Below are 17,415 nucleotides of genomic sequence, written 5' to 3'. Positions count from 1 at the left end.
AGATGGACGAGGGCTATTTCACCGTGGAATCGGGCCAGGTGGAAAAGGCCAAGGGCAAACGGGGCCGTGGGGCCGCCGGCAAGCGGAACGTCATGGTCATGGCCGAGAGCACACCGTTGGAGGACCCGCAGACCGGCCGGAAGTCCAAACAGGTACGTTATTTCAAGGCCAGGGTGCTAGCGGGCCATACTTCGGGAGAAGTGGACGGGGCCATAGGGGAATCCCTTGACGAAAAATCCATTGTGTTCACCGACAAGAGCACTTCCTATGTCGATATCGCCGACTTCGTGGAACTGCACGTGACCGAGAAATCGAACAAGGAGACCACCGAAGAGACCCTCAAACGGGTGCATATATTCATAAGCAACGCCAAAAGGAACCTTTTGGGCAATTACCACAGGATAAAGGGAAAGTACTTTCAGGCATATCTCGACGAGTTCGTGTACAAGCTCAACAGGAGGTATTTCGGGGACCGGGTCTTCGACAGGATAGTGATAGCGGGAATTACAGGATTATGACACTTAACGGATATCCAATTAAAAAATTAGTTTATCCGACTAGAAAAACAATTCTTTTGATATCTTGGCGTTTTACTTTACAAATAATTAAAGCATGCAGTCTACGGATACTTTTAAACTACAAAACTATCTTTTTGAAGAAGGAAAAACCATTGATTTATACAAGAATGCACTAAAGGAGGTTGGTTGTGAAAGTGCCTATTACTGTTACGAGCTTTTGTCCAATGGGCAAACTGTAAAGGAGAAGATTCGTTTCTTTATTTATACATCTTCAGACAACAACATATTTGCGGTAATGCCTTATGTACATAGAGCTATAATACTAAATAAGGTAGAGACAGGATTTTATGATGTAAGTAGTCCTTGGGGTTACAATGGTCCTTTTTTTAAAGAAGGTATTTCGGAAGCTTTAGTTCAGGAGTTTTGGAAGGCCACAGATAACTGGTATTTTGAAAACAAGGTGGTATCGGAATTTTTACGATTTAATTTCTTTGAAAATTATAAAGGCTATTCCGGGGAGGTGGTACATACTTTATTTAATGTTAAGGGTGATATTACAGATCGGGATCTCTTTTGGTCCAATCTTAAATCCAATACCAGAAATCAATTTCGTAAAGCGGAGAAGACCGGTTTGGAGTTTAAACTCTATTATGAGGATATAACAGAAAAGCAGATAGCTGATTTCTATCAGGTCTATATCGGAACTATGGATAGAAGGAATGCCATAGATTCTTTTTATCACCCAATGGAATATTTTCTAAACTTTTGGAAAAATAACCAAGAAAAATGTGCGATAGGACTTGTATATAAAGATGGGCTTCCCATTTCTACGGAACTTTTCTTGATTTCGGAAAAAACAATATACTCTTTTTTAGGAGGTACGGATTCTGATTATTTTAAACTTCGGCCCAATGAGTTCTTGAAAATAAGTGCGGTAATATGGGCGAATGAAAAAGGACTTCAGTATTATATGATCGGTGGTGGGCTATCTAACGGAAAAGAAGACAAGCTGTATCTCTATAAGAAAAAGTATTTCCCAAATGATACTGATATCGATTTTTATACTGGAAGAAAAATTATAAATGTCAAGAAATATCTTGAGTTTTCCAAGGCTGTAGGGCACAGCATAGAGGGTGATGTACGTCAAAATATCAGAGAAGGTTTTTTTCCAAGATATCGAGACTTAACATTAATTAAAGAAATCGATTCGTAATCTCTGGTTTCGAAGGAAGTCTACCTAGGTTACGTGATGCTGTTACAACGATAAAGTTGTCTTACTAACTGTTTTTGGTATTACTAACTAGTTCTAAAACAAGAATACCTTAACATCCCAAGGGCTTACACAATCGGCTTTACGATTCGCTAAAAAGGATAGTGTAAGCTTCCCTTAATTAGAACTGCCTATTATTCTAAAATTGTTATAAAGTTGACCTCCTCCCATATTTAGGTGCCGGTCATAACTAGAGAATCCGGGCTGTTTTCATTAATTCCGATGAACTCGTTGGGGGACATGTCCCCCAACGAGCTGTGCGGTCTAAAGCCATTATAGTCCTCCCTCCAAATATCGAACTTTTCCTGTGCATCTTCCAAAGAAAAGAACCAATTGGCGTTCAAACATTCGTCCCTGAACGAACCGTTGAAGCTTTCGATAAATGGGTTGTCCGTTGGTTTTCCCGGTCTTGAGAAGTCTAGCTCCACCTCGTTCTCGTATGCCCATTTGTCCAATATTTTACTGATGAACTCGCTCCCGTTATCCACTTTGATACGTTCGGGGAGTACTCCGTTCCCAAAAGTAATGGTTTCCATGACCTTTACCACATCGCTTCCTTTGAGCGAACTTCCCGCATGTATGGAAAGACACTTGCGACTAAAGTCATCCACTACAGTTAAGGCCCTGAACCGTCTGCCGTTATAAAGCTGGTCACATACAAAATCCATACTCCAGCATTCGTTCGGACCAGAGGCATTCCCTTCGGTAGGTTGTCTATGTGCGGCGGAACGGTTCCGTTTTGGGCGTTTCGACCTAAGATTGAGACCCTCCTCACAATAGACCCTGTACATGCGCTTATGGTTGTCCATAAAACCTTCCCTTCTCAAAAGGATATGGATGCGCCAGAACCCGTACCTGATCCTTACGGCAGCTATCTCGTTCATCCGCATGCGAAGCAGTTCATCGCTACGCCCTTTGGCCTTGTAATAAAATACGCTCTTATGCAGCAATATAAGCTTGCAGCAACGTTGAACGGAGATGTTGTACTCCATCCTGTCCTGATGGTATCGACCATCCCACGTTTTCGGGACGGTCTCAGAACTTTTTTTTTCAGCACGTCCTGCAAAATCTGTTCGTCAAGGCTTAGGTCGGCCACCAGTTTCTTCAACTGTGAATTCTCTTCCTGTAGGTTCTTCAACCTACGTAGTTCAGAGACACCAAGCCCTCCGTATTTCTTCTTCCAATTGTAAAAAGTGGCCTCACTGATACCCATTCTTACGGCACACCTCTTGGATACGGGTACCGGTCTCTACCTGTTTGATCGCAAATACGATCTGCGATTCAGAATACTTTGATCGTTTCATAAGCAAATACTTGTTTAAAGTTAAACATTTATTCGCCCGGAATTCTCTAGTTTTAAAACGTCCGGTTTAAAGGGAGGAGGTCAATAGTTTTAATCGTGAAGGTATTGAATCACATCATAATCAATTCTTCGTAAACAGTAATCGTATTCTTTATCATTCGTTCGTTGGTGAAATTTATTAACGCTTTTTGCTTCCCTTTTTTTGCCATTTCCTGCCTTAGGGATTCATCGGTAAGCACTTGTTCCAATTGTTGTCCCAACTGTGGTGCATTTTCCATTTGGAATATCATACCATTGATGCCGTGGTCTATTTGGTCATAAGCACCGTTGGAATCGGCACGTAATGTGCAACAACCACTCATCATGGCTTCAACGGCTACCAGACCAAAGGTATCCGACCGAGACGGTAAAACAAAAACATCAAAAAGCTGATATAATGGCTTTGGGTCTTGAAAAGGAAGCACGGTGGTACAATACTCCAATTTCTGTTTCCGTAACATCTCTGCCAACCATTTTTCTTTATCCTTGTTAAGGTAGTCACCCACGAGTACAAGGTGTATTTTCTCTCTTGTTGCATCTGTTAGGTATTTGCCAATTGCTTCAACCAGAATATCAGTTCCCTTCATCTCTGAAATTCTTCCAACGAACCCAATGATTATTTTATCCGTTGGGATAGTATTCGTTTTTTTTAGTTGTTCTAATTCGTTTTTGGGTATCACCGTTGCAAACCGCTCAGAGATGCCATGGTATACCATCCGAATACTTTTAGGTGGGGAATTCATCACCCTTTCGGTAAACTCTTTTGAGCCCTTGCTTACGGCAATTAATAAGGTTGGATGCTTGTATCTGGCATTAGGTGTTATTGTATCTGCATGCACTGTAGAAATGTACTTTTTGCCCATCAACCAAGGAATAAAGGTTAAGTTAGGAGAATGGCAATGAATAACTTCGGGATTTATTTTTTTTAGCGCTCCACGAATCTTAAATAGACTGGTTAGTGATGTAATACCCTTTTTTAATTTATTTCCATACGGTTCCTCAAAATAATGTAGTGATACTCCAAGCGTCTGGAATTCAGTTTGTAGGGCTTCAAAAAAGTGATTATTAGTTGATGGCGTACGTCTAAATCCGCTGGTAATAATATGCAGTTCATGTCCTTTTTGGACCAAGCCCCTTGTGAGCTCTAGAATGTTAGTCGCTAGACCATCTTTTCCAAAACGCATCACTACAAACGCTATTTTCATAAATTTGATTCTTTTACGTGTGCAAATGCCTCTAGGTTTTTGCGCTCATCATCCAAAGCAAGTAATTGTACATTTCCTACGGGGTCTGCTTCTATACCTTCAGAGGTAACTATTTTTTTGATGGTCAGTAAAATAATTTTTAGGTCAAGAGCAAAGCTTATATTGTCTAAATATTCTACATCTTTGGCAAATTTATCATCCCAACTGATGAAATTCCTACCGGAAATCTGTGCCAATCCTGTGATGCCGGGTCGTAACAAAAACCGTTTTCTTTCTTCTTGAGTATAATAGGGTAAATAACGAATCAATAAGGGCCTAGGGCCAATTAAACTCATCTCGCCCTTAAGTACGTTTATAAGTTGTGGCAATTCGTCTATGGATGTTTTGCGTATGAATATCCCCATCGGAGTTAACCGATCCGTATCTGGCAGTAAATTTCCCTGTGCATCTTTTTTACTGTTCATGGTCTTTAATTTCAGGACCGAAAATATTATTTCACGCCTACCAGGGCGTTTTTGAGTAAAGAACGGACTTTCTTTAAAGCTAATGGAAATTGCAATAATGGCAATCAACAGGAGCGGGGAGAGCACAATGAGGCCAATTAAGGAAAGCATAAAATCTAAGGGTCTCTTAAAATATTTCTTGTAGGTCATTGGGGGGGGGGTGTTAGTAACTATACTCGTGAACGCCTAAGTTAACCCATTATTATATTAGTTCATAAACTATGTGTTTTAAACACGTTTATTTCTGAACGTTGGTATTAAATTTTACATCTTGTGGCACCTCTATGAAGGACCACTGATTAATTATCTTCGCAATATATTGTAGATCTTTTAGATTGATACGATAGTCCATGTGTATATTCAACAAGAAATTATATTCTTGGTTTAGCCGGTTCTGCGGCCAAAGCTCCGCCGGGTATATGGAATTGGCAATTAAGAACTGTTTGAAATTAGATAGTATTCCCCAGTCTTTAAAAGCAAGTAAAAGACCAAAAGGAACCCTATTTTCAGAAAATATAAGTTTAAATATTTCTGAGGATTTCAGTTCTTTTGCAATAATGGCTAAATTATTTTTTTTGTAGGTATTAAAATCCTTAAATAGCTGATTGCGTATGATACTTTCATGTTCCGTTAAAACCTGAATATTTTCCTGGGTGTTCCGCAGAAGCATTTCACCTTGACTATAAGTGAGTAAAAACTCCACTTTTATATCTTCATGCTCACAAGTGGCTTTTGTTTCCATGGCATTGTCTATTAACTCCCATGACTTTAACATTGGGTTGGCATCTTTGGCAATGTTAACCTTTTCTAGGGGTTTCAGCGGAATGTTACAAGTACTTTTTTTAGGCTTCCAAGCTATGCCGCCTAATGGGATAGGTAGCGTTTTTCGCAAGGATGCTATACAAAAGTCGGCCGTACTGTCCAAGCACCCTCTGGAAAGCCAACCATGGGAGTGGTCCTCAAGTATTAAAGGTCGTTCTCCCTCAGGGATTATAGTATCCTTTAGTCCCCAATAGTTATTTACCAACACCAAATCCTGTGGAGGAAATAAAGACCAGTTCACTTGGGCCTTCGTATCAAAAGGATCAATATTATAATAGTTTACGGTAATAGACTGTTGTTCCATCCAATTTTTTACATGGGGGCAGTAGTATTTTGGTAACCAAATAGTCTCTAGTATACGCTCCTGTCTAATACAATGGATAACATGCTTTATAGCATAGCGCCCAGCGTAAAAGAGTTCGTGTGCACCTAAAAATGTGGTGTTTGGAATGTCTGGAAAATGGCCTACATCCTCCTTATGGAATATAGACCCATAACCAATTACGCGTTTATGCATGATTCAAAGAAAGTTAAAACTTGCGAGAATATATTTTAGAATTCGAGGAAGTTCTTAAATCATGGTTGAAAGGCACTATCGTCCATACCGGTCGCCTTGGATATTTTACTATTTTTCTTAAGAAATAGGATTGCTGGCTTCTATCCTTTGGTATTCTTTAAGAACAGCGTCCCAAACCATACTTCTTTTAAATCTAGCACTTATCATAGGTCTGGCATTTTTAGCCAGGTCTTTTCTTAGTGCATTGTTCGTTAGCAGTAACTCCATGGCCCTGTACAAGGCTTTACTGTCTTTTGATGGAATTATTAATCCATTTTCTCTTTCGGTTATTATTTCATTACTACCGTTAATATCGGTTACGATTGCCGGTAGCCCCATAGCTCCAGCTTCTAGGACTACATTGGGGAATCCTTCTCTATAACTTGGGAAGACAAAAACGTCCGAAGCGGCCAAATAAGGCCGCACATCCTCTTGGTGGCCCACACAGCGTATGGCGGGTTGTGCTGCGAGCAGTGCGCCAGTTGCCTTTGGCAATAGGTCCGATTCCCCTTCATCCGATCCCAGCATTACTAATTTTGCCTGTTTAAATTTTTCGCTCAGGGAACAAAAAGCATGTACCAATTCATTCACACCTTTGTCATTTACCAGCCTTCCCACAAAAACAAACACTACATCCTCTTTTTCAACTCCCAGTTGTGTACGCATGGCATTGTTGTCTTTTGGTAAAAATACCTCGGGATTGTAGGCTTCCAGGTCTACGCCGTTCACATTGCCATTGGCGATAATACGCAAAGGCTTATTCGTTACCTTATAGCTTAAAAGATCTGTCTTTACCCCATTGCCTTCCGGGTAAATGTGGGTGGCGAACTTGCAAATAATTTTATCAAAAAATAGTAATACCTGTTTCATTACACCGGTTTGGGTCGGGAAAATTAACCCGGTGAACGTGTGTACACGTTTAGGTACCCTGGCAAAGTAAGCAGCGGTCATACTTAACAAACCTGCTTTTGGGGTAATGCTATGCACCATAAATGGTTTTTCTGTTCTAAAAAGCCTGTACAACTTGTATAGCGATACCATATCCTTGAAAATGGCTATTCTTCGTTCAATGGTAAGCTCTTTACCACGAATCCCTTCCCGTTCTATTAATCGCTCTAAATATTCTTTTTCTGGATCGGAACCAACGGCCATAATTTCGTAGTACTGGTTTAGGAACCGTAACTGCCCCTCCAATAAAATATACATGGAGCCGGTTAAGGAAGCGGTACGAATTATTTTTTTTCTCTTTTTTAGGGATACGGTATGGTTCATAACAGGATTATGCTAAGATATGATGGGTATAGGCTTCCAATATAGGTTCTCGTTTAAAATCTAATATACGTTCCAAAACCCGTTTACGACATTGGTCTAGAAATTCAGGATGCTCCAAACAATAGGCTAAGGCTTTTTGCAGTAGTTCCACACTGCCTACAGGACTAAGGATACCATAATCGGTTAGCATTATGTTATCTGTTTTTGGATTTGAAAGTTCCATAATTTCATCGGGTCCAGATTTACAGTTGGTGCTTACTATGGGCAGGCCACAGGCCATGGCTTCCAATAATACGTTTGGAAAACCTTCGTGACTAGATCCAAATAAGAACAGATCAGCTGCTTTTAGATACTTGAATGGATTGTTATCAAAACCTAAAAAAAATACCTGTTCCGTAAGGCCTAATTCGTCTACCAATTGTTCTAGGGATTCCCTTAACCAACCATCGCCCAAGATATACAACCGCATCTTTTTAAAAGGTACGATAGCTTTGATCAATAATTGATGATTCTTACCGGCATCCATACGACCAATAGTAACGATATTGAAAAACGCCTCACTAAAAAACCCATCTTTTTTTTCAACTGTATCTATTTTTTCGATATCCACAGGATTATGAACTACTTCTATTTTGGATGCTGCAATGTTATAATTGTTAATCAGGTCATTTGCATTACCATGCGAATTACAAATAATTTGGTCTGCCTTAGGGTAGAGCTTTTTTATAAGTAGATTGTTTATTTTGGATTGTAGGTTGTTATACCCGTATTGCATGCTTGGATAGGATCGTTCGCTGATACTTATTTTATATTTATAGTTCGTAAAGTGTTTCGATAGTATATTTATATAGCTCGGTCGTGTAAGTAAGGCGAACGAATGTGTTATTTTTAATTGATTCAAGAGTTTTGCATACTTGTAGGCCAGCCATGGTAGTTTTATGAGCTTAAAGAAACCATGTTCATCTCCTTTTGATTTTTCAATAAAATGAATGGGGATGTCTGCGGGAATGTCATAACTAACATTCACGTTCATAAGCACCAAATGCACCTCCATTCTTTTGTTTTTTAAATAAGGTAAAAGATAGGAGACCACCCGTTCCGCACCGCCGCCGGATAAGGAGTATATTAGGATTGCTATTTTAGGCTTCAACATCTCAAGCTATTTTTCCTTTTAAACCAATTAATTTATTGAATAGACTTTCATACTCGGTCATAATGTGTTTTGAACTGTAGTTGTTGCGAACGTGTTTTTGTACTTTTTCTGGGTCAAACACCGACAGGTTAGTGCTTAAAGTAATTATTTTTTCTCTAAAATCATTTTCGTTCTTAGTGATATAACCGTTTTCAGCGTTTATTATTATTTCATTTATCCCACCTGGCGCATCAAAAACAATTGCCGGGGTGCCTACAGCAAGGCATTCCAAAAGTGCATTTGGGAATCCCTCTACAAATGAACCTTGTAAATAAATATGGCTTTGCTTTAGGTAGGAGTTAACTTCCTTAGTAAAAGGAATATGCCGTATATGGTCAGCTAGCCCTAGCGTACTGGCGAGTTTAAAAATATTGTCTTTTTCAGGACCATCACCAATTATCGTATATCGGAATGGGATGTTTAAAGTTGATAGGCTTTCTAAAATTCTTGCATGGCCTTTTTTCTCTGTTAACCTACCAACAGTAACGTATTCATAGGTTTTATCAAAAGGTGGAATATGGGATTTAAGTGTAAAATTATCTGAAATTGGATTGTTTATCGTTACTATCTTGTTTGAATGAAAACCTTGATATGCTATAAGATCATTTTTCATGTCTTCCGATTGGCTTATCAAAACTTTTAGGCCTTTGTATGCAATTTTAGATATGGTTCGAAAAATAAAAAATCTTAAACCTTTAGCAGAAAAATTATCCTGTGCACTACTTACAATAGTTTCTCGACCTACAAAAATAGTTTTCGGTACAAGGTAGGATATCAAACCCATTAGGGTATTTACGTGGGAAAGGGAACTGAATACAATATGAGGATTCTCTTTGTTTATAATATTGAAAAGAGTAAAAAAAGCTGACTTTACATGACTTTTATTTAGGTAAACCGTTTCAACATTACTTGTGTCGTAAACAGAATCTTTCGCATTACCGATTACAATTAATTTTGTCTCAAATTGGTCTTTATTTAAATTTTGAGCCAAAAAAGACATTACTTTTTCAGCCCCACCCGCTGCTAAGTTGGGTATTACCAAAAGAATTTTTGATTTTATTGAGGACATCAGATATGTTTTATAATTCTTTTAATATCTAATTCTTTTATTTTTCTTGCTGGAGAACCGGCGATAAGTATACCATTCTCTTCAAATGACTTATTAACAGAAGAATTTGCTCCAATTGCAATACTGTTTCCCAAAGTGATATCACCATAAATTTTGACTCCTGGAGCAATATAAACGTTATCTCCAATTTTTGGTGCCTCGGGTTTACCACCGGATGCACCAATATTAACGCATACTTCTACTCTACAGTTTTTTCCTATCCTAGCCCTACTGTTGACCACTATCGTGCCGTAATGAAGAATACAAAGACCAGGGCCAAAAACGTTTATAGGTATAGAAAAACCAAGCTTTAACGAAGTTCTTTTAAATTTGAATCTTAAATATTTGATGTATATCTGGTAAATATGCCCAGATTTACAATTGTTATAATACTCCAACTTGCGAAGTTGTTTTTGAAAAGTCCATGTTGGGGTAGGAGCTAACCTTTCTTTAATTCTTTGCTTAAAAGAATTTATTTTAACGCCTCTTGCAATAGCATCTTGATTTATATAATAAATGTAATCTTCCTTTGATTTTATCATAAATTCATGACCATTTGGTATTAACTCTAAAATTCATTTTTGGAGTTTTAGTGTTAAAAAGTAAAACAATCTTTTAGGTGTATTCCAAAGTGTTACTAAAACACAGAATAATATTTTAGTACTGCTTAAATTCATGTGCGGATCCCTATAAGTCAAAATGGATTTGATATGGTCAAACGCATGGATTTGGTAATATTTATATTTTAATATTTGCCAATTGGGTGTCTGGTAAAGTTGATAGTAGGAACTATAGAACTTTATTTTTTCTAATTCTAAGCGCGTTTTCTCTTTTAAGATTAAACCATCAGGACTGGAAAAGTAGATTCTATGAATGATGTTTATACATAAGAAATCATAATCTTTATTGATTCTGTTCCATGTAGAACCTTCACTAATGAATGAAAAATCGCTGTGAAACATCTTATATTTTCTTAAAACCGTCGTACGCCAACTATGCCATTTTTCGCCTTGCACGGCGGCCTTTCTGTTTAAGATTCTACCTTTTAAATCAACCTGCCAAAAGTTAGAAGGAAATGGCTCTCCAACTAATTCCCCGCGCTCATTTTTTACTAAAGTCCAAATGCTAGCAATTCTGTTTGCATTATCGCTAATATCGACCATTTGCCAAAGCTTTTGTAGGTCTTCTATAGTATTGGAAACAAATGTATCATCGCTATCCGCAATCACGGTAAAGGGTCTAGAACAGTATTCCAATCCTACGTTTAAAGCGTTTGGTTTTCCTTTATTTTTGTCCAAAAGATAGTATTTAATGGAAAATTCCAGATTTAGATTTACCCAGCTTTTCACTAATTTTTTTGTATTGTCAGTACTGGCATCATCTACAATTATCCATTCAAAATCCTTGTTGCTTTGCTGCTTTAACGAATTAAAAACACGCTCTAAAGTATGCGCTCTATTGTATGTGGGAGTAATTACACTGAACATATTTTTATCTCTGTAGTTTTCTGATGTATAAATAGATTGCCAAAGCATTTATTAGGGATACCAAAGAAGTAGATAAAGCAAGACCTTTAATTCCTATGAATTCTATTAACGTATAATTGAATATAATATTGAGTAGTAGACTTATGACTGATGATAATACTAAAAAATTATTCTTGTTAATTGCTGTTAAATATTTATTCATAATTATACCAACTACATAGAATGGAATCTGTAGTAAATACATTTGCTGTATTACATATACTAATGATGTATCTTGTGAAGTGAACGCTCCTCTTTCAAAAAATAATTCAATTATATTTTCAGATGATAAAATTAATACAACAGTAACGCTAATGGTTGCATATAAACTTATTTTTAAAATCTTAGTAAGATTACGATATAGCTCACCATAGTTCTCTACCGCTTTATTTGAGAAATAAGGTAAGATGGTACTGCCTAACGGGACACTGATTAAACTTATGGTTACTATAGGTATTTTATAACCATAACTTAGGGCAGCAATTGCTCCTACTGCCATTTGCGCTGAAAAATACTGATCCACCATTGGATTTACGCCGTTAATGAGTCCTGATGATATTTTTGCCGGTATCTGTTTTAGGAGTACAATCATATTTGGGCTCTTAAAATCCGGTTTGGCTAGGACTAATAGTTTTTTGCTAAAACCAACACCAATCAAATAAAGTGCGCTAATTGTACTTCCTATCAACATGCCTATAGCTAGGGTCTTTTCTTTAAGGATATCTTGAAAAAATAAACAGACAATTATACTAAGGGGTATAAAGATTGCATTTGTGCTAGATAGTAAGAATTCATTGTCAGCCATTAACAGACCTGAAATCAAGGCAGATATTGCCCAAAGAAGCAAACAGGGTAAAATAATCCAAACCTGAATTTTGATTAATTCATAATAAAGAATGCCATGACCTGGAAAAAGTGTAGCTAGATAAAAATCTATAAATAGATAAGTGAACAATATCATAATCGCTGCTATCGAAATTGTAATTATAAAACTACTGCTCTGGAATGAACCTGTATTTTTTGAACTACTTTTTTCTAATAGGTAATTGGGAATAAAAACACTTCCATAAGCATTTATAAAAACATTTTGGATGAAGGAAGGAATCAGTACCGCTATTATAAAAGTGTCCAGAAGTTCTGAAACGCCATAGGTGTCAGCAATTAAAATTTCTTTATAGAAACTTATGCCTTTTACTAGTAGGGAAATACTACCTACAATAAGCATGTTGGTGAGAAGTTGAGATTTATCTTTTTTTAATATATCTTTTGTAGTTCTCGCTACTCTTGCAATAATCTTGTTAAAATCCATTGCTACTGGTTCTTTAAATCTTTGGAAGGCAGATTTACCGTTTTTGAAGATTCATTTTCTTTACTTATCTGAATATGGAGCCAAAGAATGAGCAGTAAGGAATAATCTGTTGTGAAAAAATTATGATTAGTCAGTAGGAATAATGACAATGCTAGTGTCATCATTAACACATGGGGAATTTTTTTGAAATAGTAATAACTTTTATTCAGCAAACTTGCTAAATAAATCAGAAATAAGAGTAATGGAGCAATACCCGCCTCGCCCCAAATTAATAGATAGGTGTTATGGACACCTACAGGCGGAGCAACCCCTTTCCCTGTAAAGGCGTTATAGCCGTTGCCCGTAAAGGGTTTGTCCAATAAAAAGTCATAGAAACGACCCCAAGTCTCAAAGCGGGAATCTTTACTCAAGTTTTGAGCCTTTTTTTCATTACCACTAATCATTGCACCTAATTCTTCTAATCTTCTATTTTTTGATGGCAAAAACTCATTGTAGACTAGGAGAGCACTCAATAAGGCGAAACCTAAACCTAACATTTTTGCATTTTTTATACTTAGTTTAATGGATAAAACATTGATTACTATCCATGAAACAATAAACGTTCTGGAAAAAGTAAATAAACCTAGTAAGGTAAACACTATTTTACCTAATAATTTAAATCTCTTTGGCATCATATAGGACAAAGAAAAACCCATCAGGCAAATCAGTCCTGCGTTATTTGGGTCTAAGTAAAAACCACTATATCTGCCATTATCTTGTATTGGATTATTAAATAGGAACATATTTCCTAAAATGGACAGTGCACCGATTAACATAAAAACCCATATTTCAGTACGAGATGTATTTCTCATTACTTCGTAACCGCCAATAATAATTATAAAATATTTTACCACAATAATTGCAAATAGCAAAAAATCCGGCATGTAAGACTGATCAGTTAAACTACTTATGGTAAAATATAATATACCTAAAAGCAGCATTGGGTAACTATTTCCATTTTTACCTGTAGTTATAGTGTATAACAGAATTAAGCCGTATGACATATAACTCAAAAGTGAGGAAACAGTACCGTTAATGTAAACTAAAGTAAAACCCGGCAAATGTAATAGTATTAGGGCTAAAATTGCATAGCGCAAAAAAGGAAAGAATGTTATTTTATTTTCCATCTGATAAAACGCTATTAATAAGTAATTCCCATTGTCCTAGTATGTTTTCTAAGCTGTATTTAACCATCGATGATGGCGCATTTGCCGCCAATTTTTTTCTCAGACTTTCATTCTGTATTAACAGGTTAACGCCTTCTTGCATAGCTTTAGGGTTTTGGTTATCAACAAGAAGGCCATTCTGATTATGAACAATTAAATCACTTGGTCCGGATACACAATTGTAAGAAATGCAAGCCATGCCATTAGAAAGAGCTTCCATTAAAACCATGGGTAATCCCTCATATTGTGAAGACAAAATATAAATTTGAGAATTTTGCATTAGTTCTTCAATATTTTTACAAAATCCGGTAAATTTTACTTGTTTTTCTAGGTTTAATTCTTTAGTAATTTTTTTTAAAATAGCCATTCCGTTTTCGCCCGATCCGGCTATGGTTAGTATCCAATCAGAATGAGATTTTAGTAGAGGTTCCATTAAATACAGTAACTTGTCGAAACCTTTTAATTTGTATCGATTTAGTGATCCTGCCACTAAAATATTGTTATGCCTTTCTGAAAAAGGTTTTATGCTTTCAGGTAGGATGATGGGATTGGGCATTACCGTAACATTGGATTTTAGTGCTTTGTAAAATGAAATGTCGTAACTGGTTAGAACCGTTGTAGCATCAGCGTACTTGTAAAAGAACTTTCTTATCCATTTTGTATCCGAAGTTGTTTTTGCTTTATGATTGCTATGTTCGCAAATTATAACTTTTATTTTTAAAATCTTAGCTACTGCAATTGCTACCAAATTGGTTTTGGGCATAAAGGATATCAAAATATCTGGACGTTTTTTTTTGCCTTTATAATATTTGAAAAGGTTAACGAAGGATCTTATTGTATGATTACTTAAATTACCATAATGTAATCTAATTCTTTTCACTGATTTCACTACTTCATAACTATCGTTGGCATTAAAGGTAATTAGCTTTACGATATTTGCCCTTGCACTAAATCCGTTGGCCAATGTTGTCATTACTCTTTCTGCACCTCCTCCAGTCAAAGAATTAATCAAAAAGTCAATTTTCATAATATACAAGGGTATTTATTTTTTTCTATTATAAAGATAAAGGAGTAAGTAAAGAGGTGAAAAGTAATTTTAAGCAAATTGCTATTGAGCAAAGATAAGGGTGTTTCGATAATTTAGCTTGATAACATAGACGAAAGTGTTAAATGCCTCGTTTTAAATGGAGTGAAGGTTTGTTAACTTGTGAAAATTAAAAGTATTTTATAAGTAGTTCATGATTTTTTTGAAATTAATTTTGCAGAGTTAGCCAATGAAAAAACTCTTCAATATTTGTAAAACCATCTCCATTTTCATCTCCATTGGCGTTTTTACTTAGGTCGCCATGTGTATCTCTTTCCCAATCATCAGACATTCCATCCAAATCTGTATCGTAAGTTGAAGGTCTTTTATTTAGGGTTTTGTTGGGCCAACCACCTGGTAGTACATCTGGGTTTATACCTTGAAAATAAAATCCATTATCATTAAAATAATTATTTATCAATCTACTGTCAACAGCATCTCTATAAATACTATTGCCTACTTTACTGCTTAATAGCTGATTTTCAATTTCTGTTATTGATTTGGCCCAATTTGAAATATAACTGTTTGTAAAATAACGGTTTAGGGAATTATTAATTCTAGTTTGTCCATTGGAATTAAACATATTTTTATTTGCTGCATTAATCTTGAAATTGTCTGTAGCGAATAATCTTCCTTCGTTTATCGTATTTGATGAGCCGTTGTTTCCAGCTCCAACAACTTCAAAGTCAGGATTATTGTTCCCTAAACCTTTGTAAATATTTCCGATAAAATCAACATTGCTACCATAGGTAATAACACTACCAGACTCAAAACCATACACGACGTTATTAATAATCTCTAAGGACTCACCATTGTCGCCATAACCTATAAGAGGACTTCTTTCCTTTGAAGTACTAAAAAAATTATTGAAAAGAGTAATTTCAAATACCCTTGTTCCTGCTAACATATTATAACTTGATTCGCTTGAAGGTTCCCCCACAATAAGGTTGGAGAAAGTAATATTTCTAATATCCGCATTATCTGCATTACTTCTAAAACTTATATTTTCATCTGTAGCCCAACTAAAGGAGCAATGGTCAACAATAATATTTTCAATGGGTAAATTAGTTGGTCCCCAGTTAATAATTCTAAGGCAATCACTTTCAGTCCCCCCACTATTCATCTGTAAACCGCCAAGCCTAATCGTAATATATCTCATAATTACGTTTGAACAATAAACATCGATACCATAATTTCGAAATGATATTCCAGGCGAAGGGGCTGTCTCTCCTGCAATGGTAAGATTCTCATGTCCTCTTCTAATTTTTATATCTGATAAAAGTTTTATTTCCCCACCTACGTCAAAAATAACTGTTCTTGTACCTTTTCGTTCTACTGCATCCCTAAAACTCCCTGGTCCACTATCATTTAGATTGGTTACATGTATAATTGCTCCCCCACGCCCTCCAGTAGTATTTTTTCCAAAACCTTCGGCACCAGGAAAAGCTTTTAATTCCCCCATTTCTAATGGACTTATTGTAACTGTCGCTTCATCCCTGAACGTTTCTCCGTTATCATTGATAACTTCTGTCGTATATTCAAAGGAATCCTCTTCTGGTGCTTCCTGTTCTGGAGTGGTTTCAGGTTCACTCTGTGTCTGTGGCGACACCGTGTTATTAGTATTTAGGGTATAAGTCAAGGTGTTATCCTCATTTATAATGACCGTACCATTTCGAGGTTCGGAGGTAGCCACTATGCTTACCTGCGAATCAGCTCCAAAAGAATCGTTAGTTAAGACATCCAATAGTACACTGGAATGGGGATTACTCATAAAATAGGTGTCATCCGCTAATAGTGCTATACTTTGCAAATCATTATTGTCCGCTATAACATAATCGGAAAGTAAATCGACATCCTTTGAGCAGGAAGAAGAAAATAAAATTATGCTACATATGAGTAGCTCAAAAATACGCTTGTTGGATAAGATCATAAGTAGGTATACTAATTAAGTTTGTTAAAAACATTGATTTGGATTACAATAATAGGAATTAACTTGTTTAAATCGTTAAAAAGTATTTTATTTTCGATGAAATACTTTGTTCGTTCTATCTTACTACGCTACGGCAAGCCACTTTAGTTTTTTTTTAGCTTGTTATTCGATGAAATACGGTATTTTTTAACATTTCTTGATTTGATATTGAGAATTACTAGATTTCGTTCGTAAGATTACGTACACAATCGATTCAGAACTTCAGATATTAATTAACCTTGCTGAGACTGTCGTTTTGTACAAATAGCCCTTATAGTCTTATAGAGGGCTATTTTTGTAAAGATCCCGAGGAACTACCAAACACACGTATATTTTCTTTTTAGGAGTTAGCTTAAAGCTGTGTTCAATCCATAAGTGCAACACACTTATTTTTTAGGACTTCAATAGGGTTGTAATAGTTAAACTTTCTAATAGGTCTGTAATTTAGTAATAATTCCACTTCTTTGATTCTCTCTATTGAGACTTGATTAAGGTCCGTTTTCTTAGGGAAGAATCGTCTAATAACTCCTATTC

The 17,415-nt window shown here is 36.3% G+C and carries 14 protein-coding genes and 2 pseudogenes; 2 read left to right on the top strand and 14 right to left on the bottom strand.

The window, feature by feature from the left end:
• Positions 1–518 (top strand): IS1595 family transposase (locus BFP77_RS00930; protein WP_143751812.1); only part of this gene is annotated, 518 nt, incomplete at its 5' end.
• A 94-nt stretch (positions 519–612) separates the two neighbouring features.
• Complete coding sequence (locus BFP77_RS00925; RefSeq protein ID WP_099572209.1) at positions 613–1,731, top strand: GNAT family N-acetyltransferase; 1,119 nt, start codon at positions 613–615, stop codon at positions 1,729–1,731.
• 233 nt (positions 1,732–1,964) lie between these two features.
• On the opposite strand, the pseudogene BFP77_RS00920 reads toward BFP77_RS00925, so the two are convergent.
• The 14 genes and pseudogenes from BFP77_RS00920 to BFP77_RS17550 all read right to left on the bottom strand — a co-directional run.
• Positions 1,965–3,092 (bottom strand): annotated as a pseudogene (locus BFP77_RS00920) (transposase); the annotation flags it as partial.
• 109 nt (positions 3,093–3,201) lie between these two features.
• Positions 3,202–4,335 carry a glycosyltransferase family 4 protein gene (locus BFP77_RS00915; RefSeq protein WP_099572208.1) on the bottom strand — a complete coding sequence of 378 codons (1,134 nt, stop codon included), beginning with the start codon at positions 4,333–4,335 and terminating at the stop codon, positions 3,202–3,204.
• Positions 4,332–4,988 carry a sugar transferase gene (locus BFP77_RS00910; RefSeq protein ID WP_099572207.1) on the bottom strand — a complete coding sequence of 219 codons (657 nt, stop codon included), beginning with the start codon at positions 4,986–4,988 and terminating at the stop codon, positions 4,332–4,334. Before BFP77_RS00910 ends, BFP77_RS00915 begins: the two co-directional genes overlap by 4 nt.
• Positions 4,989–5,076: 88 nt before the next feature.
• Positions 5,077–6,177 (bottom strand): hypothetical protein, encoded by a 1,101-nt coding sequence (locus BFP77_RS00905; protein WP_099572206.1) that lies wholly within the window; start codon positions 6,175–6,177, stop codon positions 5,077–5,079.
• Positions 6,178–6,294: 117 nt separating this feature from the next.
• Positions 6,295–7,488: a glycosyltransferase family 4 protein gene (locus tag BFP77_RS00900; RefSeq protein WP_099572205.1), complete on the bottom strand. Its 1,194-nt coding sequence runs from the start codon at positions 7,486–7,488 to the stop codon at positions 6,295–6,297.
• A gap of 7 nt (positions 7,489–7,495) precedes the next feature.
• Positions 7,496–8,641 carry a glycosyltransferase gene (locus tag BFP77_RS00895; protein ID WP_099572204.1) on the bottom strand — a complete coding sequence of 382 codons (1,146 nt, stop codon included), beginning with the start codon at positions 8,639–8,641 and terminating at the stop codon, positions 7,496–7,498.
• A gap of 1 nt (position 8,642) precedes the next feature.
• Positions 8,643–9,749: a glycosyltransferase gene (locus BFP77_RS00890; RefSeq protein ID WP_099572203.1), complete on the bottom strand. Its 1,107-nt coding sequence runs from the start codon at positions 9,747–9,749 to the stop codon at positions 8,643–8,645.
• Positions 9,749–10,330 (bottom strand): serine O-acetyltransferase, encoded by a 582-nt coding sequence (locus tag BFP77_RS00885; RefSeq protein WP_099572202.1) that lies wholly within the window; start codon positions 10,328–10,330, stop codon positions 9,749–9,751. The genes BFP77_RS00890 and BFP77_RS00885 overlap by 1 nt, the downstream gene beginning before the upstream one ends.
• 33 nt (positions 10,331–10,363) lie before the next feature.
• Positions 10,364–11,275 (bottom strand): glycosyltransferase family 2 protein, encoded by a 912-nt coding sequence (locus BFP77_RS00880; protein WP_180272279.1) that lies wholly within the window; start codon positions 11,273–11,275, stop codon positions 10,364–10,366.
• 4 nt (positions 11,276–11,279) lie between these two features.
• Positions 11,280–12,623 (bottom strand): murein biosynthesis integral membrane protein MurJ, encoded by a 1,344-nt coding sequence (gene murJ, locus BFP77_RS00875; RefSeq protein ID WP_099572200.1) that lies wholly within the window; start codon positions 12,621–12,623, stop codon positions 11,280–11,282.
• A gap of 2 nt (positions 12,624–12,625) precedes the next feature.
• Positions 12,626–13,789 carry an O-antigen ligase family protein gene (locus BFP77_RS00870; protein ID WP_099572199.1) on the bottom strand — a complete coding sequence of 388 codons (1,164 nt, stop codon included), beginning with the start codon at positions 13,787–13,789 and terminating at the stop codon, positions 12,626–12,628.
• Complete coding sequence (locus tag BFP77_RS00865; protein WP_099572198.1) at positions 13,779–14,855, bottom strand: glycosyltransferase family 4 protein; 1,077 nt, start codon at positions 14,853–14,855, stop codon at positions 13,779–13,781. Before BFP77_RS00865 ends, BFP77_RS00870 begins: the two co-directional genes overlap by 11 nt.
• Positions 14,856–15,081: 226 nt before the next feature.
• Entirely contained in the window at positions 15,082–16,842 is a 1,761-nt protein-coding gene (locus BFP77_RS00860) for a hypothetical protein (RefSeq protein WP_099572197.1), read from the bottom strand.
• A gap of 403 nt (positions 16,843–17,245) precedes the next feature.
• Positions 17,246–17,415: pseudogene (locus BFP77_RS17550) on the bottom strand (IS30 family transposase); the annotation flags it as partial.

The organism is Maribacter sp. 4U21 (assembly GCF_002742365.1).
Classification (GTDB): Bacteria; Bacteroidota; Bacteroidia; order Flavobacteriales; family Flavobacteriaceae; genus Maribacter.
The sequence above is the reverse complement of the archived record's forward strand: the minus strand, read 5'-3'. Positions and strand labels throughout refer to the sequence as shown.